General features: G+C 71.7%; 16 protein-coding genes and 1 pseudogene. 11 read left to right on the top strand and 6 right to left on the bottom strand.

The window, feature by feature from the left end; all coding sequences use genetic code 11:
- The first annotated feature begins 25 nt into the window (after positions 1-25).
- From VG296_RS11860 to katG, 3 genes are all read left to right on the top strand, one after another.
- On the top strand, positions 26-967 hold the full coding sequence (locus VG296_RS11860) for an aldo/keto reductase (RefSeq protein WP_325565713.1): 942 nt from the start codon (positions 26-28) through the stop codon (positions 965-967).
- Positions 968-1062: 95 nt separating this feature from the next.
- The gene (locus tag VG296_RS11855; RefSeq protein ID WP_325565712.1) at positions 1063-1500 is read left to right on the top strand and encodes a Fur family transcriptional regulator; all 438 of its coding nucleotides are present in this window, start codon (positions 1063-1065) and stop codon (positions 1498-1500) included.
- Positions 1501-1534: 34 nt separating this feature from the next.
- Positions 1535-3727 carry a catalase/peroxidase HPI gene (katG, locus tag VG296_RS11850; RefSeq protein ID WP_325565711.1) on the top strand — a complete coding sequence of 731 codons (2193 nt, stop codon included), beginning with the start codon at positions 1535-1537 and terminating at the stop codon, positions 3725-3727.
- 93 nt (positions 3728-3820) lie between these two features.
- On the opposite strand, the gene VG296_RS11845 is transcribed toward katG, so the two are convergent.
- Positions 3821-4027: a DUF1918 domain-containing protein gene (locus VG296_RS11845; RefSeq protein WP_325565710.1), complete on the bottom strand. Its 207-nt coding sequence runs from the start codon at positions 4025-4027 to the stop codon at positions 3821-3823.
- Positions 4028-4167: 140 nt separating this feature from the next.
- Between VG296_RS11845 and VG296_RS11840 the strand changes: the two genes are divergently transcribed.
- From VG296_RS11840 to VG296_RS11810, 7 genes and pseudogenes are all read left to right on the top strand, one after another.
- A complete protein-coding gene (locus tag VG296_RS11840; protein WP_325565709.1) occupies positions 4168-5547 on the top strand; it encodes an MFS transporter in 1380 nt (459 codons plus the stop codon).
- A complete protein-coding gene (locus VG296_RS11835) occupies positions 5544-6671 on the top strand; it encodes a hypothetical protein (RefSeq protein ID WP_325565708.1) in 1128 nt (375 codons plus the stop codon). The genes VG296_RS11840 and VG296_RS11835 overlap by 4 nt, the downstream gene beginning before the upstream one ends.
- An 89-nt stretch (positions 6672-6760) precedes the next feature.
- The gene (locus VG296_RS11830; RefSeq protein WP_325565707.1) at positions 6761-8113 is read left to right on the top strand and encodes a peptidase S8; all 1353 of its coding nucleotides are present in this window, start codon (positions 6761-6763) and stop codon (positions 8111-8113) included.
- A 34-nt stretch (positions 8114-8147) separates the two neighbouring features.
- Complete coding sequence (locus tag VG296_RS11825) at positions 8148-8672, top strand: hypothetical protein (protein ID WP_325565706.1); 525 nt, start codon at positions 8148-8150, stop codon at positions 8670-8672.
- Between the two features lie 109 nt (positions 8673-8781).
- The gene (locus tag VG296_RS11820) at positions 8782-9648 is read left to right on the top strand and encodes an Fpg/Nei family DNA glycosylase (RefSeq protein WP_325565705.1); all 867 of its coding nucleotides are present in this window, start codon (positions 8782-8784) and stop codon (positions 9646-9648) included.
- A 67-nt stretch (positions 9649-9715) separates the two neighbouring features.
- Complete coding sequence (locus VG296_RS11815) at positions 9716-10150, top strand: hypothetical protein (RefSeq protein ID WP_325565704.1); 435 nt, start codon at positions 9716-9718, stop codon at positions 10148-10150.
- Positions 10147-12117 (top strand): annotated as a pseudogene (locus tag VG296_RS11810) (CHAT domain-containing protein); the annotation flags it as partial. The gene VG296_RS11815 and the pseudogene VG296_RS11810, both read left to right, overlap by 4 nt.
- A gap of 1 nt (position 12118) precedes the next feature.
- Here the strand turns inward: VG296_RS11810 and VG296_RS33185 are convergent.
- Positions 12119-12481 carry a hypothetical protein gene (locus tag VG296_RS33185; protein WP_414641088.1) on the bottom strand — a complete coding sequence of 121 codons (363 nt, stop codon included), beginning with the start codon at positions 12479-12481 and terminating at the stop codon, positions 12119-12121.
- Here VG296_RS33185 and VG296_RS11805 point away from each other — a divergent pair.
- Entirely contained in the window at positions 12392-12625 is a 234-nt protein-coding gene (locus VG296_RS11805) for a hypothetical protein (RefSeq protein ID WP_325565702.1), read from the top strand. The two genes, VG296_RS33185 and VG296_RS11805, sit on opposite strands and share 90 nt — an antisense overlap.
- 78 nt (positions 12626-12703) lie before the next feature.
- On the opposite strand, the gene VG296_RS11800 is transcribed toward VG296_RS11805, so the two are convergent.
- Genes VG296_RS11800 through VG296_RS11785 form a run of 4 tightly spaced genes read right to left on the bottom strand, consistent with a single transcriptional unit; the run spans position 12704 to position 20772 of the window.
- Positions 12704-15337 (bottom strand): Hsp70 family protein, encoded by a 2634-nt coding sequence (locus VG296_RS11800; protein WP_325565701.1) that lies wholly within the window; start codon positions 15335-15337, stop codon positions 12704-12706.
- Positions 15334-15942, bottom strand: coding sequence for a hypothetical protein (locus VG296_RS11795; protein ID WP_325565700.1), 609 nt, complete (start codon positions 15940-15942; stop codon positions 15334-15336). Before VG296_RS11795 ends, VG296_RS11800 begins: the two co-directional genes overlap by 4 nt.
- Entirely contained in the window at positions 15926-16387 is a 462-nt protein-coding gene (locus VG296_RS11790; protein ID WP_325565699.1) for a hypothetical protein, read from the bottom strand. Before VG296_RS11790 ends, VG296_RS11795 begins: the two co-directional genes overlap by 17 nt.
- Positions 16384-20772 carry a hypothetical protein gene (locus VG296_RS11785; RefSeq protein ID WP_325565698.1) on the bottom strand — a complete coding sequence of 1463 codons (4389 nt, stop codon included), beginning with the start codon at positions 20770-20772 and terminating at the stop codon, positions 16384-16386. Before VG296_RS11785 ends, VG296_RS11790 begins: the two co-directional genes overlap by 4 nt.
- Positions 20773-20774: the final 2 nt, after the last annotated feature.

Below are 20774 nucleotides of genomic sequence, written 5' to 3'. Positions count from 1 at the left end.
AGCCAACTCCAGACGGGAGCGGAACGTGAGCAGCAAGAACGACGACACAGCGAGGACCACGGCGCGGGACGGAAACGGCACCAGCGGCGGAAGCACCAGCACCCTCGCCGGACACCGCGTGGCGCGGATCGGCTTCGGGGCGATGCAGCTGGCCGAGGGGTTCGGCCGTCCCACGATCAGCCGAGAGAGCGCTGTCTCGATCCTGCGCTCGGCGGTCGAGCAGGGGGTCGATCACATCGACACCGCGGAGTTCTACGGACCCGCGGGCGCCAATGCCAACGACCTGATCCGTGAAGCGCTGCACCCCTACGCCGAAGATCTCGTCCTGGCGAGCAAGGTCGGCGCGGAACGCGATGCGGGCGGCACGCTGGTCGCCGCGCAGCGACCGGAACAGCTGCGCGCGGGCGTCGAGGCGAATCTCGCGCGACTGGGCACGGACCGGCTGGCCGTCGTCAACCTGCGCCGCTTGGACATGCCGCCCGGCATCCCCGCCGAAGGCGACCAGCGCGTCGACCTCGACAGTCAGCTTGCCGAGCTCAGCGCGCTGCGGGACGAGGGGAAGATCGACGGCGTCGGACTGAGCAACGTCAGCGCGGACCAGTTGCGCCACGCGCTTCCAGCGGGCATCGTCTGCGTGCAGAACTGGTACAGCCTCGTCGACCGCACCCACGAGCCGGTGCTCGATGTGTGCCGCGAACATGACGTGGCGTGGGTGCCGTTCTGCCCCCTCGGCTCCGCGTTCCCCGACCAGCCCAAGGTCGTCGACCAGCCCGCCGTGCGCACCGTCGCCGCCAAGCTGGGCGCCACGCCGGCCCAGATCGGCCTGGCGTGGCTGCTCGCCCGATACTCGCGGACGCTGGTGATTTCGGGCACCGCCAATCCGACGCACCTGACCGAGAACATCGCCGCCGGCGAGATCCAGCTCGATGCGGACGCCCTCAGCGCTCTCGAGGCAGCAGCCGTTTGATCGGTCGGCGCACCCGGCTCGTTCCCCGACAGGCCATCAAACTTGTACTCCTCGTTTACTTGAACTCTTCGCCTTTAGCTGGGTAGGGTGGCGGCATGACCGCATCCCAGACTCCGACCACCGCCGAGGAGCTGCGCGGTGCCGGCCTGCGGGTGACGGCCGCCAGGGCCGCGCTGCTGGAGACCGTCCGGCTCGGCGCGCACCTGGACGTCGACTCGGTCGCCGTCGGCGTGCGCGAGAGGGTCGGCCACATATCGCTGCAGGCCGTGTACGAGGCGCTGCACGCGCTGACCGCCGCGGGCCTGATCCGCCGCATCGAACCGGCCGGCAGCCCCGCCCGGTTCGAGGGCAGGGTCGGCGACAACCACCACCACGTCGTGTGCCGGACGTGTGGGGTCGTCGCCGACGTCGACTGCGCGACCGGTGAAGTGCCCTGCCTGACCGCGTCCGAGAGCCACGGCTTCGCGATCGACGAGGCCGAGGTCGTGTACTGGGGCCTGTGCCCCGACTGCCAAGCCACCCGCAGCTCCTGAGCACCGCACAACCGCATCGGAAGGAATTCCACCCATGTCCGAGAACCTCGAAGCACACGCAGAGGCCGCAGGAAAGTGCCCGGTCGCGCACGGGCGCGCCCTCGAGCCGGTCCGCGGCGGCGGCAACCGCCAGTGGTGGCCGGAGCAGCTGAACCTGAAAATCCTGGCGAAGAACCCGGCCGAGGCCAACCCGGTGGGTGCGGACTTCGACTATGCCGCCGCGTTCGACGCGCTGGACCTCGCCGCCCTCAAGCAGGACGTCGCCGCGGTGCTGACGGACTCGAAGGACTGGTGGCCCGCGGACTTCGGCAACTACGGCCCGTTCATGATCCGGATGGCCTGGCACAGCGCCGGCACCTACCGGATCAGCGACGGCCGCGGCGGCGCCGGCGGCGGTCAGCAGCGCTTCGCGCCGCTCAACAGCTGGCCCGACAACGTCAACCTGGACAAGGCCCGCCGGCTGCTGTGGCCGGTGAAGAAGAAGTACGGCCAGTCCATCTCCTGGGCCGACCTGTTCGTACTGGCCGGCAACGTGGCGTTGGAGACGATGGGCTTCAAGACCTTCGGCTTCGCCGGCGGCCGCGTCGACACGTGGGAGCCGGAGGAGGACGTCTACTGGGGTCCGGAGCACGTGTGGCTGGACGACCAGCGCTACACCGGCGACCGCGACCTCGAGGACCCGCTCGGCGCGGTGCAGATGGGCCTGATCTACGTCAACCCCGAGGGCCCCAACGGCAACCCGGACCCGCTGGCCGCGGCCCGCGACATCCGCGAGACCTTCCGCCGGATGGCGATGAACGACGAGGAGACCGTCGCGCTGATCGCCGGCGGCCACACCTTCGGCAAGACGCACGGCGCCGGCCCGGCCGACAACGTCGGTGCGGAGCCCGAGGCCGCCCCGATCGAGCAGCAGGGTCTCGGCTGGAAGAGCACCTTCGGCACCGGGGTGGGCGCCGACGCGATCGGCTCCGGCCTGGAGGTCACCTGGACCACCACGCCGACCAAGTGGAGCAACAACTTCTTCTCGAACCTGTTCGGCTTCGAGTGGGAGCTGACCGAGTCCCCGGCCGGCGCCAAGCAGTGGAAGCCGAAGAACGGCGCGGCCGAGGGCACCGTCCCCTCGGCGCACGACCCGAACAAGCGGATCGCGCCGAACATGCTCACCACCGACCTGGCGCTGCGCTTCGACCCGATCTACGAGCCGATCTCCCGCCGCTTCTTCGAGAACCCGGACGAGTTCGCGGACGCCTTCGCCCGCGCCTGGTACAAGCTGACGCACCGTGACATGGGCCCGATCGTGCGCTACCTCGGCCCGGAAGTGCCGAGCGAGGTGCTCATCTGGCAGGACCCGCTGCCCGCCGCCACCCATGAGCCGATCGGCGCGGCTGACGTCGCGGCGCTCAAGGAGCACGTGCTGGCCTCCGGTCTGACGGTGTCCCAGCTGGTGTCCGCGGCCTGGGCCTCGGCCTCGACCTTCCGCGGCAGCGACAAGCGCGGCGGCGCCAACGGCGCCCGGGTGCGCCTCGAGCCGCAGAAGGGCTGGGAGGTCAACGACCCGGACAGCCTCGCCGAGGTGCTGCGCACCCTCGAGAGCATCAAGGCCAACTTCGGCAAGCCGGTCTCGCTGGCCGACCTGATCGTCATCGCGGGCAACGCGGCGGTGGAGAAGGCGGCCAAGGACGCGGGCGTCGAGGTCGAGGTGCCGTTCCACGCGGGCCGGGTGGACGCGGCGCAGGAGCAGACGGACGTCGAGTCCTTCTCCGTGCTCGAGCCGAAGGCGGACGGCTTCCGCAACTACTACGGCAAGGGCAACCGGCTGCCGGCCGAGTTCCTGTTGCTCGACAGGGCGAACCTGCTGACGCTGACCGCCCCCGAGTTGACCGTGCTGGTCGGCGGCCTGCGGGTGCTCGGCGCGAACTACGACCGCTCCGCGCTCGGCGTGTTCACCGAGACCCCCGGCAAGCTGACGAACGACTTCTTCGCCAACCTGCTCGACCTGGACACGACCTGGCAGCCGGTCTCCGCGGACGGCACCGTGTTCGAGGGCAGCGTGAACGGCGCGGTCAAGTGGACCGGCACCCGGGCCGACCTGGTGTTCGGCTCGAACTCCGAACTGCGCGCGGTGGCCGAGGTCTACGCGAGCGACGACGCCAAGGAGAAGTTCGTGCGCGACTTCGTCGCGGCCTGGGCGAAGGTCTCCGACCTGGACCGCTTCGACCTGGTCTGAGCAGTCCGAGCGGTATGAGCACGAGCAGTCTGCCCGAGCGGCACGGCTGAACGGTCCGGGCCGGTCCCAGCGGGGGTCGGCCCGGACCCGTGTTCAGGCACCTGCCGTGCTCGCCGGCCTTCGAATGATCTTGGCGTCCGGCCCGGGGAAGATCAGCCCTTCGTGCTCCCCCTCGGACCAGTGCACGAGGTAGGGCGGGGTCCCGTTCTCGCCGTGGACCTCGATGATCTCGCCCTCGTGCACCGCCTCGTCGAGGTGGCGGGACATGATGACGAGCCTGTCTCCGACATTCGCCTTCATCACCGCGCTCCTGTCTTCGTCGCCCTTCCCTCCAAGTTAGTCCCGTTCGCCCTGGATCGCCCGGGATCCGCTCCGTTTCGCATCCCATTCCTCGAACTGGAAAACGTATGACGTCCGATGCGTGAGAGGATGCGGGCGCCATGGATGCGATAGACAGTGCCGCTGCCCCTGTCCCCGTTCATACACTCGATCAGCGCATATCGCCGCGCGCGTGGGTCACCTGGTCCGCGGCCGTCGCCGTCTACTTCGTGGCCGTGTTCAACCGCAGCAGCCTCGGGGTCGCCGGGCCGGACGCCGAGCATCGCTTCGGCATCAACGCCGCGTCGCTCTCCGCCTTCTCGATGCTCCAGATGCTCGTCTACGCCGCGATGCAGATACCCGTGGGCCTGCTGGTCGACCGCTTCGGGCCGCGCCGCCTGCTGTTGGCCGGCCTGACCGTCATGTGCGTCGCGCAGGCCTCGTTCGCCGCCGTCGACTCCTTCGGGTTCGCGCTCATCGCCCGCGGACTGCTCGGCTGCGGCGACGCGATGGTGTTCATCAGTGTGCTGCGGATCGTGTCCGCGTGGTTCCCGGCTCGCCGCGTGGCGCTGCTGACCCAGCTGAGCGCGCTCACCGGAGCGGCCGGCGGCATCGCGAGCGCGTGGCCGCTCGCCTGGGCCCTGCAGACGCTCGGGTGGAGCGGCACCTTCCTCACGGTCGCCGCCGTCGGCGCGTGCCTGCTCGTGCTGCCCGCCGGGATCGTGCGCGACACGCCGCACGGCCGCGCGATGCGGGGGACGCGGCGCGTCGGGCGACTCCGGGACCAGATGCGCGTCACGTGGGCGCGCCCGCAGACGCGGCTTGGGCTGTGGGTCCACTTCACCACCGGCTTCCCGGCGGCCGTTTTCACCCTGCTGTGGGGCTACCCCTTCCTCGTGCAGGGCGAGGGGCTCGGCTCCGGCTCCGCGAGCGCCCTGCTCACCCTGCTGATCTGCGCGAACATGGGCTTCTGCTTCGCCTTCGGGGTGGCTCTGACGCGGCGTCCCGACCTGCGCGTGCCGCTCGCGCTCAGCGTCGTGGGCTGCACCGTGCTCGCGCTGGCCGCCGTGCTGCTGTGGCCCGGGCGGGCGCCGCTGTGGCTGCTGATCGTGCTGATATCCGCGTACGCGAGCAACGGCGCGGGCTCGATGATCGGATTCGACGTCGCACGGAGCGCCAGCCCGCCGGAGCAGCTGGGCACGGCCTCGGGCATCGTGAACGTGGGCGCCTTCCTGGCCTCCGCGATCACGCTGCTCGCGACCGGACTCCTGGTGGACGCCACCGGCGCCGAGCACACCGCGTCCGCCACGGCGGCGCTGGACGGCTTCAAGATCGCGTTCTGCTTCCCCTTCGTCCTGCTGGCGCTCGGCAGCTGGCAGATCGCGCGGATCTCACGAGGCATCAGATCGGACAATACGGTAGCCTCGTTACGTTCATCAGTGGACTATCACCCTGTTGGTCCTACCAGCCCGGTCGCCAGTTCCGTCACGATTGACGGGTGAACAGGACCCTCCTCGTGCAGACGCTCGGCAAGGGGCCGCTGGTGGCCCGCGGGCGTATCAACGTGCTCACCCGCTTCGAGCATCCGACACGCGGCTCGGTGCGCTGCCCGGCGGCCCCCGCGTTCAGCGCCGCGCTCGCCGAGCGGCTGCGTCCGGGCACGGCGGCGCCCGGGCGGGACGTCGTGCTCGACTCGGACCTCGACGCCACCCGGCACACGCGGGCCACGGTCACCGCCGCGGTCAGCTATCTCGTGGACGGCCGCGCGGTGGGCCTCGCCGTGGCGCTGCCGTCCGAGGACGCGGCGGCGCTCGACGCCGTGCTGCGCACCGTGTGCGAGTGGACGTCCGTGATGCGCACTCGCCAGGTTCTGGTCGCGGAGCGGCCGAGTTGCGCCGTCTCGGCCACCGCGACGGCGATGTGCCCGCACCGGCACACGGCGCACGCCTCAGTGCTCGACTTCACCAACCGCGGCGATGCCGTCGTGCTGATCGCCGAACCGGGCAACGCCCTGGCCGAGCAGTTGGCGGCGGACGCGCGCGGCGCGGGCGGACGGGCGGAGATCGTGCGCGAGGCCGCGGACCCCGCGCTCGAGGAGGTGGACCCGGAGGCGCTCTCGTTCGTGATCGTGCCCGGCACGCGCATCGAGGCCGCCGCGCCGGTCCTGCTCGGCCTGCGGGAGCGCTTCCCGCGGCTGCGCGGCCAGCACCCGGACGCCTTCTGCTACGGCCGGTCGGACTGGCACGAGACGGTGCGCTCGGTGGCCGCGGCGAGCGAGTGCGTGCTCGTACTCGCGGATCCGGCCGAGCCGACCGATCCGACCGTCGCCGAGGTCGTCGACGCGCTCGGCGTGCCGTGCATGCGGGTCACCGATCCGGCCGACCTGCGACCGGCCCAACTGGGCTTTCGCGCGATCGGGCTGCTCCCGGCCAACTCGGTGACGGCGGACAAGCGCGTCGCCGAGGCCATCGACCTGCTCGGCGGCCTCGGCCCGCTCTCGGCCCGGCGCCGCGCCACCCGGACCGAGCCGCTGCGCCCGTCGTCCGCGGGTCAGGGCACGAGGTCGATCGCGGCGGCGACGAGCCGGCACACGGCGGGCTGGTGGGGCTCCGGCCTGCTGCCTTAAATATTTCTGAAGCCGCGCCAACCGATCTCCGCCGCGATCGTCTCTCCCCGCGAAACCCACTGCGACACCCACTGGGATAAGGGGACGATATGTCGGTATTCGGTATGCGGGGACGGAGCCTCGCGGCCATACCCGTGCTCGCGGTCGCGGCCGCCCTCGCGCTCACGGCGGCGGCGACCGCGAGCGGCGCGACGGCGGCGAACAGCGCCACGGCGAACAGCGGAGAGACGGTCGCCGCCGTGGCGCAGCAGGTGCGGAACGGGACCCTGCTGCAGACGCACGGAACCCACCGCGTGTGCGCCCACTGCGACGCGGAAGTCGTCACCGCGGCCAAGAACAGCACCACCCCGCTGAGCTCCTCACAGCCCGCGGGCTACGGACCGGCGGGCCTGGCCAGCGCGTACGACCTGCCGTCCACAACCGCGAGCACCGCGACGATCGCCATCATCGACGCCGGCGTGGACGGACACCTGGCCGCCGACCTGGCCACGTACCGCAAGCAGTACGGCCTGCCGGCGTGCACCACCGCGAACGGCTGCCTGCACCTGGAGAACTACACCGGCGGCGCACAGCCCGCCCCGCAGAAGAGCGGCGCGGGCGCGGCGCTCGAAGAGGACGTCGCCGTCGAGACCTCGCTCGACCTGGACATGGCCTCCGCCGCGTGCGGGACCTGCCACCTGGTCGAGATATCCGTGCCCTGGCAGGACGGGGAGGACGACAACGATGTCAGCACCGGAGACTTCGCGAAGGCCGTGAACACCGCCGTCGGCGCGCACGCCTCCGTGGTCAGCATCAGCTACGGCTACTCGGCCGACGTGACCAACACCGGCGGCGCGGACCTCGCAGCCTTCCAGCACAAGGGCGTCGCGATCGCGGTCTCGACCGGCGACAGCGGCTTCAACGGCGGCATCCACCAGTCCTGGCCGTCCGACCTGCCGACGGTGATCGCGGTCGGCGGAACCACGATGCCGACGAAGGCCGGCGCCAAGTCGACCGCGTGGTCCGACGGCGGCAGCGGCTGCGAGACCGACTTCCGCGCGGCGACCGGCCAGCCCGCCGCCGTCACCGCGGCCTGCGGCGGACACCGCGCCGCGGCCGACATCGCCGCCGACGCCGACCCGAACACCGGCCTGGCCGTCTACGACACCTACGCGCCGAGCACCGGACAGCCCGCCGACTGGACGATCGTCGGCGGCACCAGCGCGTCAGCCCCCTACATCGGCGGCCTGTTCGCCCGGGCCGGCCACCTGTCCGCGGTGGACGGCCCGAACACCCTCTACGCCGCGCCCGCGGCCGACTTCACGGACGTGACCAGCGGAAACAACGAGGCGTTCCTGAACTGCGCCGCGTACCCCGGCATCAGCAAGAAGCTGTGCAACGCCATTGCCGGCTGGGACGGCCCGACCGGGATCGGCATCCCGCACGGCCTCGGCGCGTTCTAGGCATCCGAGCACGGAGATAAGGACTCTGCAAACCATGCGTAAGAAGATCCGCGCGGCGGCCCTGGCCGCCGCCGTCACCGCGGGCGTAGCGGTCGCGGCCCTGCCGGCCGGGGCCTCCGGGGCCGCCGCCGTCCACCCCTGCACGATGAACGACGTCTCGTTCTACTTCGGCGGCTACAGCTACGGCCTCGGCCAGCGCACGTTCGACCTGACGCTGCTCGCCCACGACGGCATCACCTGCTCGCTCAGCGACACCCCGCTGATCACCCTGGCCGGGCCGCCGTCGCAGAAGAAGAAGATCCCCGTGCAGATCAACGGCCGCGGCGGCACGCTGATCCTGCGCCCGAACAGCCCCCTGCACGCCAGGTTCTACTACGCGATACCGGACACCCCGCAGGACAGCCTCTACGTCACCACCCTGACGCTGGCCATGCCGGACAAGACCTCGCGGGTGACCGATTTCCTCTACCCCGGCAACACCGCGATCTACTCCGGCGGCGTCAGCATCAGCTCGTGGACCACCGGCATCGGCCTCGGCGAGGGCGAGCAGTCGTTCTAGGCTCGATCCGCTGACCGTTCGGCGGCGATCTTCCTCAGTAGACGGGGAGGATCGCCGCCGAGCCGACACCGGCGGGCGGGGGCTTGCGGCGGGTGGCAAAATTGGGTCCATGCCCGAATTGCCCGAGGTCGAGGCGCTGGCCGCCTTTCTGGACGGGAAGCTGGCCGGACGCACCGTGGCCGCGGCGACGCCGGCCGCGTTCCAGGCGATGAAGACGTACGACCCGCCGCTCTCGGCGATCGAGGGCCTGACGTTCGACGGCGTGGGGCGGCGCGGGAAGTTCCTCGACATGCGGATCGGCGAACTGCACCTCGTCATGCACCTCTCCCGCGCGGGGTGGATCAGGTGGAAGGACGAGCTGCCGACGCAGCCGGTGCGTCCCGGAAAGGGTCCACTGGCGCTGCGCCTGCGGCTGACGGAGCCGGAGTCCGCGGGTTTCGACGTCACGGAGGCCGGGACGCAGAAGCGGCTGGCGATCTGGCTGGTCAGTGATCCGGAGGACGTGCCGGGAGTGGCGCGCCTCGGGATCGAGCCGCTGTCGCCCGAGTTCACCGCCGAGGTGCTGATCGACCTGCTGAAGAACGAGCGTCGGCAGATCAAGGGCGTGCTGCGCGATCAGAGCACGATCGCGGGCATCGGCAACGCGTACTCGGACGAGATCCTGCACGCCGCCAAGATGTCCCCGTTCAAGATCGCCGCGAAGCTCACCCCGGCCGAGGTCACCGACCTGCACGCGATCGCCGTCGGCACGCTCACCGAGGCCGTCGAGCGCTCTCGCGGACTGCCGCTGACCGAGCTGAAGAGCGAGAAGAAGTCCGGCCTGCGCGTGCACGGCAGGAAGGGCGAGCCCTGCCCGGTCTGCGGCGACACGATCCGCGAGGTCTCGTTCAGCGACTCCGCCCTGCAGTACTGCCCGACCTGTCAAACCGGTGGGAAACCTTTGGCCGACAGAAGGCTCTCGCGCCTACTCAAATGAAGATAAGATCTAACTCAGCGTCAGAACTTGGTGAGCTCGGGGCGGGCTCTGAGCGGAGGTAGCAGGGGTGGCAGTGCGAGAGGCTCCCGAGCACGGCTTCGAACTCGAACTCGCCTTGCACGGGCCGGATCCCAGGGAGGCGCTGCCCGGCCTGTTCGAGCAGCTCGGCGAGGCTGGCGCGGACCGCGTGGTCGAGGAGCGCGTGCCGAAGCCGGAGCCCGGCAAGCGGGACGCGGGAATCCTGGACGTGGTGACGATCGCGGTCGGCGGCGTGGCGAACATCGTCGCGATCGTGGACACCGTCTACCACTGGCTCGCCCTGCACCGCACGCGCAGCGGCGAGGAGCACCGGGTGCCCGCCGAGGAGGAGCCGGAGATCCCCTCCGTCACCATCACCTCCGGGGACCGCACCATCGTCCTGACGTATCCGGCCGACTGGATCCAGTCGCAGGCGGTGGACGAGTTCCTCCGCGCGCACGGCCAGGAGCGGGACGACCGATGACGACGCTGGACGTCACGGTCTCGATGCCCAAGCCCGGCCGGACGAAGTACTCGTACTCGCTCACCACGCGCGAGGGCTCCGCCGGGCCGCTGCAGCAGGAGTACACCATCGACGTCAACCAGGCCTTGGTCGACGCCTCCTGCCTGAAGATCGACAAGGCCCTGCAGACCGCGGCGGGCGACCCGGAGCTGCTGCGCCGAACGCTGCGCACACAGGGTCGCCTGCTCTACCGGCAGTTGCTGCAGCCTCCGGAGGGCACCGTCCTCGAGCTCGTCCGGCAGCTGCAGGAGTCCACCGAGCCGCTGCTGGTCAACTCCAACGAATCGGCCGTGCCCTGGGAGCTGCTGCACGACGGCGAGGACTTCCTCGGGCTCAAGGCCGACATCGGGCGCCGTTCCAAGGTGAATGCGCGGGTGCTCGGCGGACGGCACATCGGCCCGGTACGGCGCGCGCTCGTGGTCGGCGACACGCTGAGCGATCTGCCGAAGGCCCGCGAGGAGGCGGATCGGATCGGCCGCTGGCTGGCCGAGCAGGGCATCGAGTGCACGGTGCTGCTCGGCGCCGAGGCCGAGCTCGGCCGCATCATCCTCGAGCTGACCGACGAATCAGAGCCCTACGACCTGTTCCACTTCTCCGGGCACGTCTCGAACGCGCCCGACGCGATGGGCCTGCTCGTGCACCGCCGGGACCTGGTCGACGAGCCGGCGCTGCGCACGCTCGCGGGCCGGGGCGCGCCGCCGGTCGTGTTCATCAACGGCTGCGCCTCGGCCGGGCTGACCATGAGCGTGTGCCGGCTGTTCATGATGATGGGCGCGAAGACGGTCGTGGGCACCCGGACCGTCGTGGACGACGACAGTGCCCTGCGTTTCGCGGAGGCCTTCTACAGCGAGCTGCGCGAGCAGGAGGCGGCCGGCACGGCGGTGCGCAAGGCCCGCTTGCAGCTCAGCGAGCAGCAGGACGACTCCTGGGCCTCGTTCGTGCTCTACGGGGACCCGAACGCGCGGATCACCCACGAGCAGCGGCCCGCCACGTCGCAGGGCACCGGCTCGAAGCAGCGGGAGACGCTGCCCTTCGCCCCGGACGCGCGGGCGCTCATCAGGTACATCAGCAGGAGCGCGGCGGCCGCGGGGCTGATCACCTCGCTCGACCTGCTGGCCGGCCTGCTGGAGACCAAGGAGATCCAGGAGCGCAGCCTGCCCAGGATCGGCCAGGAACGGCTGACGGCGCTGCGCAGGAATCTGCGGACCCCGCCCGCGCCGGCCGGATCGATGGAGCCGCAGGACACGGCCGGCACCGCGCCGACCGCGTCCACCACCTCCATCGAGGCCGACGGGAAGATCAACGGCCATCGTCCGGAGGTCGAGCTCTCGGACACCGTGGCCAGGGTGTTCGCGCTCGCCGACGAGGCCGTCGCGTCGGCCGGGCGCGGCGCGCTGACCATAGACGACATCGCGGCGGCGCTGCTGAGGGTGGGCGGCAGCGCCTGCGAGGAGCTGCTGGACCTGCACGGCATCTCCATGGAGCAGCTGCTCGCGCCGCCGGGGGCGGAGATCGAGATCGGCCGCGGTGCCGCGCTCCGGCAGCGGGTGTCGCTGGACGGGCTCGACGCCCGCGCGTTCGGCGTCGTGCTGTGCGCCCGGCTGCTCGCCGCCACGCGGGCCGAATCGATGATCAGCTCGCACGCGCTGCTGAAGGCGTTCGCCGTGACGGGGAGCGAGGCGCTCAGCGACGCGATCGAGGCGCAGGGGCTGGACGTGGATCGGGCGATGCAGCGCCTGGCGGCCGTCGGCGCGCCGCGCGCCGGCGAGCTGTCGACGCGGGTCGCGCAGGCCTTGCAGACCGCGAACTCCCGCGAGGAGGGCGAGGGGCGGGCCGGTGAGGCGGAGCTGCTGCTCGCGCTGCTCACCGACCCGCAGTCCTCGGCCTGGAAGACCCTGATCCGGCTCGGGGTCGATCCCGACCGGCTCGTCAGGGACCTGTCACGGTCTCCGGCTGCGGAGCTGAATCCGGAGCCGGAGCCGGAGCCGGAGTCGAATCCGGAGCCGGCTCGGTCCCCGGAATCGGCTGAGGTTCCGGCGCCAGCCGGGTCTCCGGAATCGGCGGAGTCTCCGGAGCCTCCCGGGGAGTTGGCGAAGGAACCGGCGGAGGACCTGGACTAGCCGCAGTCGCGTCCGCGTCCAGCAGGGCGAGGCCGCGCTGCGCCTTGCGGTCGTTCGGACGCTGGTCGAGCACCATGCGCCAGTGCTCGCACGCCGCGTCCAGGTCGCCGGATTCCAGGCAGGCCAGGGCGAGCGCGCTGCGGGCCTCGAGGTCGTGCGGGTACCAGTACACGCAGGCCGCGAAGTGGTCGCGCGCGCGGGCCGGGTGGCCGTTCCGGGCGGCCGCGAGGCCGTCGTTGAACAGCCGCGCCGCGTGCGCCCTGATCCGGGTGTGGCCGCGCGCGGCGGACTCGGCGAGTTCGGCCTCCGGAGCTGACGCGGTGGGCGCTGTGGCCGCAGCGGACCCGGCGGGCGTGGTCTCGGTCTCGGTCATGGCGGGCATCCTCCTCGCGAATCAGATGTCGAGCAGCGGGACGCCGGTGAGGGCTTCGGCCGAGGCCTCGCCGGTGCGCACCAGACCCGCCTGGATCTGGCGCAGCCGCACCCGCAGCTTGCTGCCCTCCTCGAGCACGTGGAAGGGGTTGACCGCGAGCTGCTGCTCGAGCCCGAGGACCAGCTCCTCGATCTTGACGATCTCCCGCTCCGCCTCCTCGTTGTGCAGGTTCTGCGCCATGTACTTCAGCTGCCGGGCGGCGGCCACGACGTTGTTGAGCGTCGCCTCGGCCCGGTCGGCCTGGCTCATCACCGGCTGGTTCGAGGGCGCGCCGCGGCGCAGTCCGCGCAGGTACTCGAGCAGCTCGCGGAACTTCTCCACGGCCTCGGTGTACGAACGCTGATCCCGGTTGGTGTACGCCCGTTCGCCGCCGCGCCGGTACTCCTCGATCGTGCGGCCGATCTCCTCCGCGTCGAAGGGCCGGCCGTCCGGGACGCCGTCGCGCAGGTAGTAGGTGTGCAGCTCGCGGCAGTCCTCGACCAGCTTGTCGAAGTCGGCCTTCGGCGGGCGCAGCTCGTTCTCCATCTTGGGCAGCGACTCGACGAGCGACTGCATCTCGTCGTACTCGTGCGTGGCCTGCCCGACGTCCCCGCGCTGGCGGGCCTGCTCGAACGCCTGCCGCGCCATCTTCACCCTGGCCTCCAGCGTGGCGCGCCGGCCGGCCGGCAGCCCGGGCAGGTTCTCCTGGAAACGCCGCGTCAGATCCTCGGCCTGCTCCGCGCTGGGCATCCCGCGTTCCATCGGCAGGCGCACGGTGGCCTGGTACGGGGTCTCGCCGATGGTGCCCTCGACGGTGATCGCGTAGTTCTCGTGCATCACCACGTGCATCCGGATCGGGGTGTCCTTGGGCGTGCTGCGCGGCACCTGGACCCCGACGACCTGGATCGGGCGGCCCTCCTGGAACAGCCGCAGCTCCACGGTCTCGACGCCGCCGGGGTGGCGGAAGTCGTAGTCGCTCGCGAACGGCAGCGTCTGCAGCACCTTGACGATCGGGAACTGATCGACGTCGCCGCTCGCGCCGCGTACTTCGAGCGTGATCTGCTTGGTGTTCTGCGCGCCGCTGGCCGCGCCGCCGAGCGGCTTGACGTCCTCGGAGCTGTGCGCGAGCGAACGGCCTGCCGCGCCGCGCAGCACGCCCGCGCCGTCGTAGACCTCGAAGGCGAACTCGGTCTCCGCGTCCGCCTGCAGCGGGATCCGGGTGAAGCTGAACGAGCCCTCGGCGGTCAGGTCGGTCTCGTCCTCGTAGTCGCCGGCGTTCAGCACGACCCGGCCGCCGCTCAGGTCCACCTCGGGCACCAGCGCCTCGACCGTGCCGCCGACGCTGAGCCGGGAGGAGCCGGTACTGCCCGCGCCGCGCAGGCTGATCTTCACGGTGCGGTCCTCGTCGAAGACGACCATGCCGCCGACCGCCGCCGCGCGCACCGCCGCGCCGAGGGCCACGACGGTGTCGACCTTCTCGTAGACCGGCTCGGCGCACTTGGCACGCTCGCGCCGCGCGGAGCCCGCTTCCGGCTCGCCGCACAGCTCGCGCTGGACCAGTTCGCGCACCAGCGGCATGTGCGTGGAGCCGCCGGCCAGGATGACCTCGTCCACGTCGGCCAGGCTGATCCCGGCGCGCTCCTGGGCGCGGGCGACCGCCTCGTCGCAGTACAGGAAGGTGCGGTCGATGAACGGCCGGGCGATCTCCTCGAGTTCGGGACGCTCCAGCATCGACTCGACGACGACCGGCTCGCCCTCCTTGTCGATCAGCAGGCCGCTGTCGCGGAGCACGTACTCGTAGTTCTGCGACAGGGCCTTCTTCGCGCCCTCGGCGAGCGAGGTGAGCCGGGTGAACCGGGCGCGGTCCTCCTCGTCGTGCTCCGGGTCGAGGTCCAGTGCCCAGCCGTCCGCCTGCAGCATCGACTGCAGCCGCCGGGCGAGCGCCGCGTCGATGTCGTCGCCGCCGAGCCGGTTGTTGCCGCTGATGCCGAGCACCTCGAAGCTGCCCGCGGTGCAACGCAGGATACTGACGTCGAAGGTGCCGCCGCCGAGGTCGTAGACGAGGAACGTGCCGTCCCTGGTCGCGGTGCGCCAGCAGTGGTAGCTGGCCGCGGCGGTCGGCTCGTGCAGCAGGCCGAGCACCTCGAGACCGGCCAGCTCCGCCGCCTCGCGGGTCGCGTCGATCTGCGGCTGGTCGAAGTAGGCGGGCACGGTCACCACGGCGCGGTCCACGATCCAGCGGCTCGAGCCGCCGTCGAAGGCGGCGACGTCCGCCTCGATCTGCCGCTTCATCTCGGCCAGGATCAGCGCCGAGACCTGCTGCGGGCTGAGCTGCTCGCCGCCGAGGCCGACCGCGGCCCGGGTGCCCATCAGCCGCTTGACGGAGCTGATCGGCTCGGGCCGGCTGCCCTTCCGGGAGAACGCGCGCCGCCCGACCACCGTCTCCGCCGAGCCGGAACCGCGCCAGACGCAGCTCGGCGTGGTGTACGACTTCGTGTTCGGGTCCTGGTGGATCACGATGTCGCTGTCGGTCGGATTCATCACCGCGACCGCGCTGTTGGTGGTGCCGAGGTCGATGCCGACCGCCTTGCTCACCACCTGCGTCAGCTGATTCATACGCCCTCCCGGTCCTTGTCCTCGTCCTTGTCCTTGTCCGTGCCCTGATCGAGTCCGGCCTCCACCGGCGCGCCCATCTGCACCCGGGCGAGCCGCACGGCCCGGCCCCCGTGGAAGACGGCGCACTCCTCCGTGCGCGCGACCACCTCGGCCTCGTACTCCGGCCGGTGCAGCCACGCGTTCACGTTCACCCAGTCCAGGACCTCGGCGGCCGGCAGCCCGGTCGGATCGCGCAGTTCGATCCCGCCGCCGGTCACCACCTCAAGCATCTGGTTCTTCAGGATCCTGAGTTGCTGGTACAGCTTGCCGCCGCCCTGCGCTCTCAGCGGCTCCTCGGCCCTGCCGACCAGCTGGTCCAGCCTGCTGACGAAGACCGCGAGGTCGAACAGCGTCTCGCGCACCTCGCCGGCGGCGGCCAGCCCCTCGGCCCGGGCCGCGCGCAGCTCCTCCGCCGAGCGCCTGGCGGCGCTGATCAGCTCGCTCTCCGGCGAGACGAACTCGCCCGCGCCGCCGGGCACCTCGCGCCCGGAGAACGCGTACCAGTCGAGCGGCGGCTCCGCGCCGAGCTCGGTCGCAGCGGAAGGGGACTCAGCCGAAGAGGACATCGCGCACCTCCACGCGGGCCACGCCGTCGGCCTCGGTCGACGGCAGTTCCAGCCGCAGCGGTCCCGCGTCGGCGAACTCCGCGTCGACCGACCAGCGGGTCAGCACCCGCACGGCGGACGCGAGGTCGAAGTCGGCCGCCGAGAGCGCGGCGCCGTCGGTCAGCGCGCGGGCGGCGACCGGGGCGCGCCGGTTGCCGTGCACGAAGTCCGCCCAGCGCTCCTCCCGCGGGTAGTCGGTGCGCGCCGGTTCGGTCCGCTCGTGCTTGGCCCGGGTGAGCGGATGGGTGATCAGCTCGTCCTTGGCCCGGACGATCCGGTCCCGCTCCGCTTCGTCGCGGCAGGTCTGCACGAGCTCCTCGGCCCGCTCGACGATCTGCGCGTTCGTCGCGTCGACGGGGAGCCCGAGTTCGTGGAAGGGATTGCGCCGGTGGTTCGACGGTGTCATGCGAGTCCTAGCCTTTTGCTGTCGATGTCTCTCGTGAGGCCTTCGATGAGATCGGGGTTCTCGCGGATCTTGGCGTCGCCGGGATCGAAGCGCAGCGCCTGCAGCAGCATGCGCTCGGCCTCGTCGGCCGGGTCGTACACGGCTTCGAGCTGTGTCCTGGTCTTCGCGATGCGAAGCAGGGCCCTGGCTTCGTCGTAGCGTTCGATGCCGTAGTTGTGGAACAGGACCGCGAGCTCGCGGTTGTTGTCCCGCAGGTCGCGCAGCACGCGTTCGGCCTCGCCGTAGTCGCCGCGCTTGAACAGGATCCGGCCGCGCGCCCGGGCCAGCTCGCGGCGGGCCGCGTCCTCGTCCGGATTCCAGGCGTAGGACTGTTCGAGGGCCACGCACGACTCGTCGAGCAGCTCGAAGCTCCTGGACTTGCCGGTCGTCCTCGCGAGTCGCATCCGGGACAGGCCGCGTCCGTAGTAGTAGTCGCACAGGGCCTTGTTCTCGGCGACGTGCGCCTGACCCTGCGTGCAATGCGGCCCGAGAAGCTCGGCGAACTCGGTGACGGTGTCGATCGCCGCGATGGCCGCTTCGATGTCTCCTTGGTTGTGCAGACACACCCACCAGTCGTATCCCCAGCGCAGCGCGCTGCGCAGGGCCAGCTTCTGCGGGCAGCCGAGCAGCACGACGATCTCGAGCTCCTCGATCGCCGGCCCGTAGTTCTTGTCAAGGTTCGAATTCGCGTTGATCGCCCGGATCGCCTCCCGGTCGGTCAGCGTCTCCTCCGCCGCCGCGACCAGATCGGCGCCCCATTCGTCTATCAGCCTCCCGGCCCGCTCGGCGATCGGTGCGAACTCGGCCTCGCCGCCCGCCTGCGCGGCGGCCACCGCCGAGAACGGCCCGCCTTCGAGCAGTCTCCGCGTGGCGGCCAGGCCCTGGCGGATGGCATCCAGGCAGCGCATGCAGATCCGCGCGGTATCGAGGTCGCCCTCGGCCACCGCCTGGGTGAACCGCGCCTTCTGGCCGACGAGCAGGTCCTCGATGAGCTCGCGGCGGAGCTCGTCATCGGCCTCGCCCGGGAGTGTGCGCTGCTCGAAGTGCGTACGCAGCGCGGGCTCGGTGAGCAGGACCGTCCAGAGCGCGGTGGCCGCCGCGCGGGCGTGGTCGGTCGCGCGCTGCCCGCTCGGTCGGGCGAGCGCGTCCTCGCGGGCCAGGACGGCGAGCGTATGCCAGAGCTCGATGTCTTGGCCGGCCGCCGCGGTCGCGAGCGTCCACTGCTCCAGAATCCTGCCTGCCGCCTCGGCCCAGAGCGCGCGGCGCAGCTCCGGATTCGCGGCGATCAGCTCGGCGAGCCGACGGTGCCGGCCGGGTCGCTGCTGCTCGGCGATCGGCGAGCCGGGGAAGAGCGCGCGCAGCAGGGTGCTGACGTTTTTCTCGGCTTCGAGGTCCTCGAGGATCCGGCGGGCGCGTTCGGGCTGGTAGAGGGCGGCCGTGCGGACGCTCGCCAGCGCGGCCGCGTGGTCGCCGTCGAGTTCGGCGAGGGCGGCCTTGTGGCAGAGGAAGCGGCCGTATTCGCCGCGCAGCTCGTCGAACCGATCGTCGTCCGAGGGGGTCTGGTCCAACGCACGACGCCAGGCCGTCTCCGCCGTCTCGAAATCCCCGATGACGGTGGCGTATCGGGCGGCCGCGAGACTGCCGATGCCGCCTTCGCTGTCCGCGCTCGCCGTGGCCTGCCGCACGATCGGCGCGAGCGCCGTGGCGAACGCGTCCTTGCGGCCGCGCTTGGCGGCGTGCTGCACAAGGAACGGCAGCGCGCGCCGGAGATCCACGAAGCCGCTGGTGCCGCGCTCGACGGACGCGCGGAGCATCGAATCCGTTGCCGCGGCGGTGTTTCCGGTCGCCACCTGTCCGGCCGCCGCGGCCGCGGCGAGCGCGGCCTCGACCGTCGTGGGCGCCTCGAACGGCAGCTGATTCGGGAGTCCCGCGCCCTCCAAGGCGTCCGCGAGCACGGCGACGAGCGCGCTCAGCCGTGGCGCCGCGTTCTCGGCGTGTGCGGCACGAAGCCGCCGCACGGCCTCCTCGCGGTCCGCCTCGTCGAGCGCCACGCCGGCGCCGACGAGCGCCGAGAGCGGATCTTCCGGCATGGCGTCGAGTCCGTCGTCGTCACCGCCGCTCAGCGCGACGCATGCGGCGGCGGATCGTGCGGCGCGACCGGTCTCGGTGCCGGGCGAACGCTTGTCGAGCTGAATCAGGAACCTGGCTGCCTCCGCGCGCGCCGTCACGTCCCGTGCGAGCAGTGCGACGCGCAGCACGGCGTGGACCGCCGCCGCGGCCTCGGCGCCGTTGCGCGGCCAATCCGTCAACGACTGGATGAGCTGGGCGTCCACCGATTCGGGCGCGCGAACGAGCCGGACGAGGCCGAGCAGCCGCGCGGTCCACGGCTGGTCCGCCACGTCCTGCCAGCTCAGCTCCTCCGCGCTCGGGGCCGAGGCCAGCAGCCGGGCCGCGTGGTCGAGCAGCGAGACCTCGAAGCGGCCCATGCCGCGCGTGGTCGCGACCCTGAGTTGCGAGCTGGCGCGCACGGCCGCGGTTCGCGCGTGGTCGAGGCGTCCGCGCGCCCACTCGTCGGCCGCGGTGCGCAGGGAGAGCAGCGCCATCGCGTACCCGGCTTGGGCGAGCCCTCGATCGGAGAGCTTTGCGAGGCGATCCACGGCGGTGTCGTGCTCTCCGGCGTACGCGTCCGCCCAGGCGGTGAGCAGTTCGGCCTTCGGACCGCGCACGTCGCGCAGCAGCTCGTGGATCTCGCCGGACCGTCCGTTCTGCAGCGCGTCGTGGGCGAGCAGCACGGCCGCGCGGTCCCGGCCGAGGTCGCGGGCGCGGCCGAGCATCTGGCGGCTGCGTTCGGGATCCGACGTGCGCAGCGCGAGGGCGGTCCAGATCAGCCGCTCGGCGGCGGGAAGCCGGTTGAACAGCGCCTGCTGAAGCAGGGCTTTGAGTTCAGAGGCCTGTCTGCGTGCCACGGCCACGCCGAGCGCCGTGCGCAGGGCCTCGAAGAGATCGGGCTGAAGGGCACTCGGCGTCACCAGCCAACCGAGGTCGATCTCGGTGGGGATCGGCCCGTCTCCGATGAGCGCCTTCCGCGCCGCCGCGACCGTCCGGAGCGGTTCGGGGACGGCCGGCGTCGAGGGCAGCGGCTGGCCGGGCTCCGCGTCCTTCAGCAGACAGCCGAGCGCCCAACTGCCCGCGCCGTCGGACAACGCGTCGTAGCCCGCGCGGACGCCTTCAGGGTTCTGACACAGCAGGTGCGCCCAGGCGAGGTGGTAGTGCACGTCCGGGTCGGTCACTCCCGCCTCGGGCACCTTGGCGAGCGCTTGCTGAGCCTGCCGGGCGTCTCCGTCGAGGAGGTACGCGCGGCCGAGCGCGTAGTCGCGCCACGGTCCGGTGTCGCGCCCCGGGTTGATCGCCGCGAGTCGCGCGGCGGTCGCGGGCGGGGTGGGGGACGCGAGCAGCGGAGTGGTGGACTTCCAGCGCACTTCGAACCAGGCGAGCGCCTGGCACAGGACCAGCAGGTCGGCGCCGCGCGGGTCGGAGATCGCGGTCCGCGCCCCGACGGCGACCGCCATCCGGAAGTCGCGGGCGTGCAGATGCGCGGAGAGCAGGCCGCGCGTCGCCTCGGCGTGAGCGGCTGAACGAGTGAGTGCGGTCTCGAACATGCGCGCCGCGACCTCGGGCCGCTCGAACAGCAGCAGTTCACCGAGGCCGAGGGCGAACGCGGTGTCCGCGCGCGGCCGACCACCGATCCGCCCGGCGAGCTGGTACGCCCGGCGCAGCTGCTCGTTCTCGCTGTCGAAGCCGACGTTCAGGATCCCGCCGACCACGCCCGCCACCTCCGCGGGCGGCTGCGGCAGGCGCGTCACCACGTCCGCGTACACGGCCAACTGCTGCTCGCCCACGGCTTCGAACCGGGCCAGCCGGGCGGCGGCGTGCAGCTTGATCTCGTCGCGCGACGACGGCGCGTTGTAGATATCGGTCAGCAGCCGGTACGCGCGCTGATAGTCGATGGCCGCGCCCTGGACAGCCGAGGCCTCGACGAGCGGCCACCAGGTTTGTGCGAGCTCGAATGCGCCCGCGGCGGCCAGGCTCGCGCCGACGTCGCGGAGCCGGTCAAGGTCTTCGTCCAGCAGGTGCGGGAGAAAGCGCGGTTCGAGCACGGATGCCTGGAAGTCGAGCCACAGCGGCGCCGCCTCCACGCCGAGATCCGCGAAGCGCTGATATAGCCGACGCACGCGTTCCAGGGCGCGCGGTGCCTCCTCCTGGGCGAGCGCGGCGGCCCAGGCGTTCTCCAGCCGGCCGAGCCGGTTGAAGCTCCGTCCGAAGGATCGTTCTGGCTGAGCTGCCATCG

It is taken from the genome of Actinospica sp. (assembly GCF_035552695.1).
Taxonomy (GTDB): domain Bacteria; phylum Actinomycetota; class Actinomycetes; order Streptomycetales; family Catenulisporaceae; genus Actinospica.
This window is presented reverse-complemented; position numbering and strand designations above follow the sequence as displayed.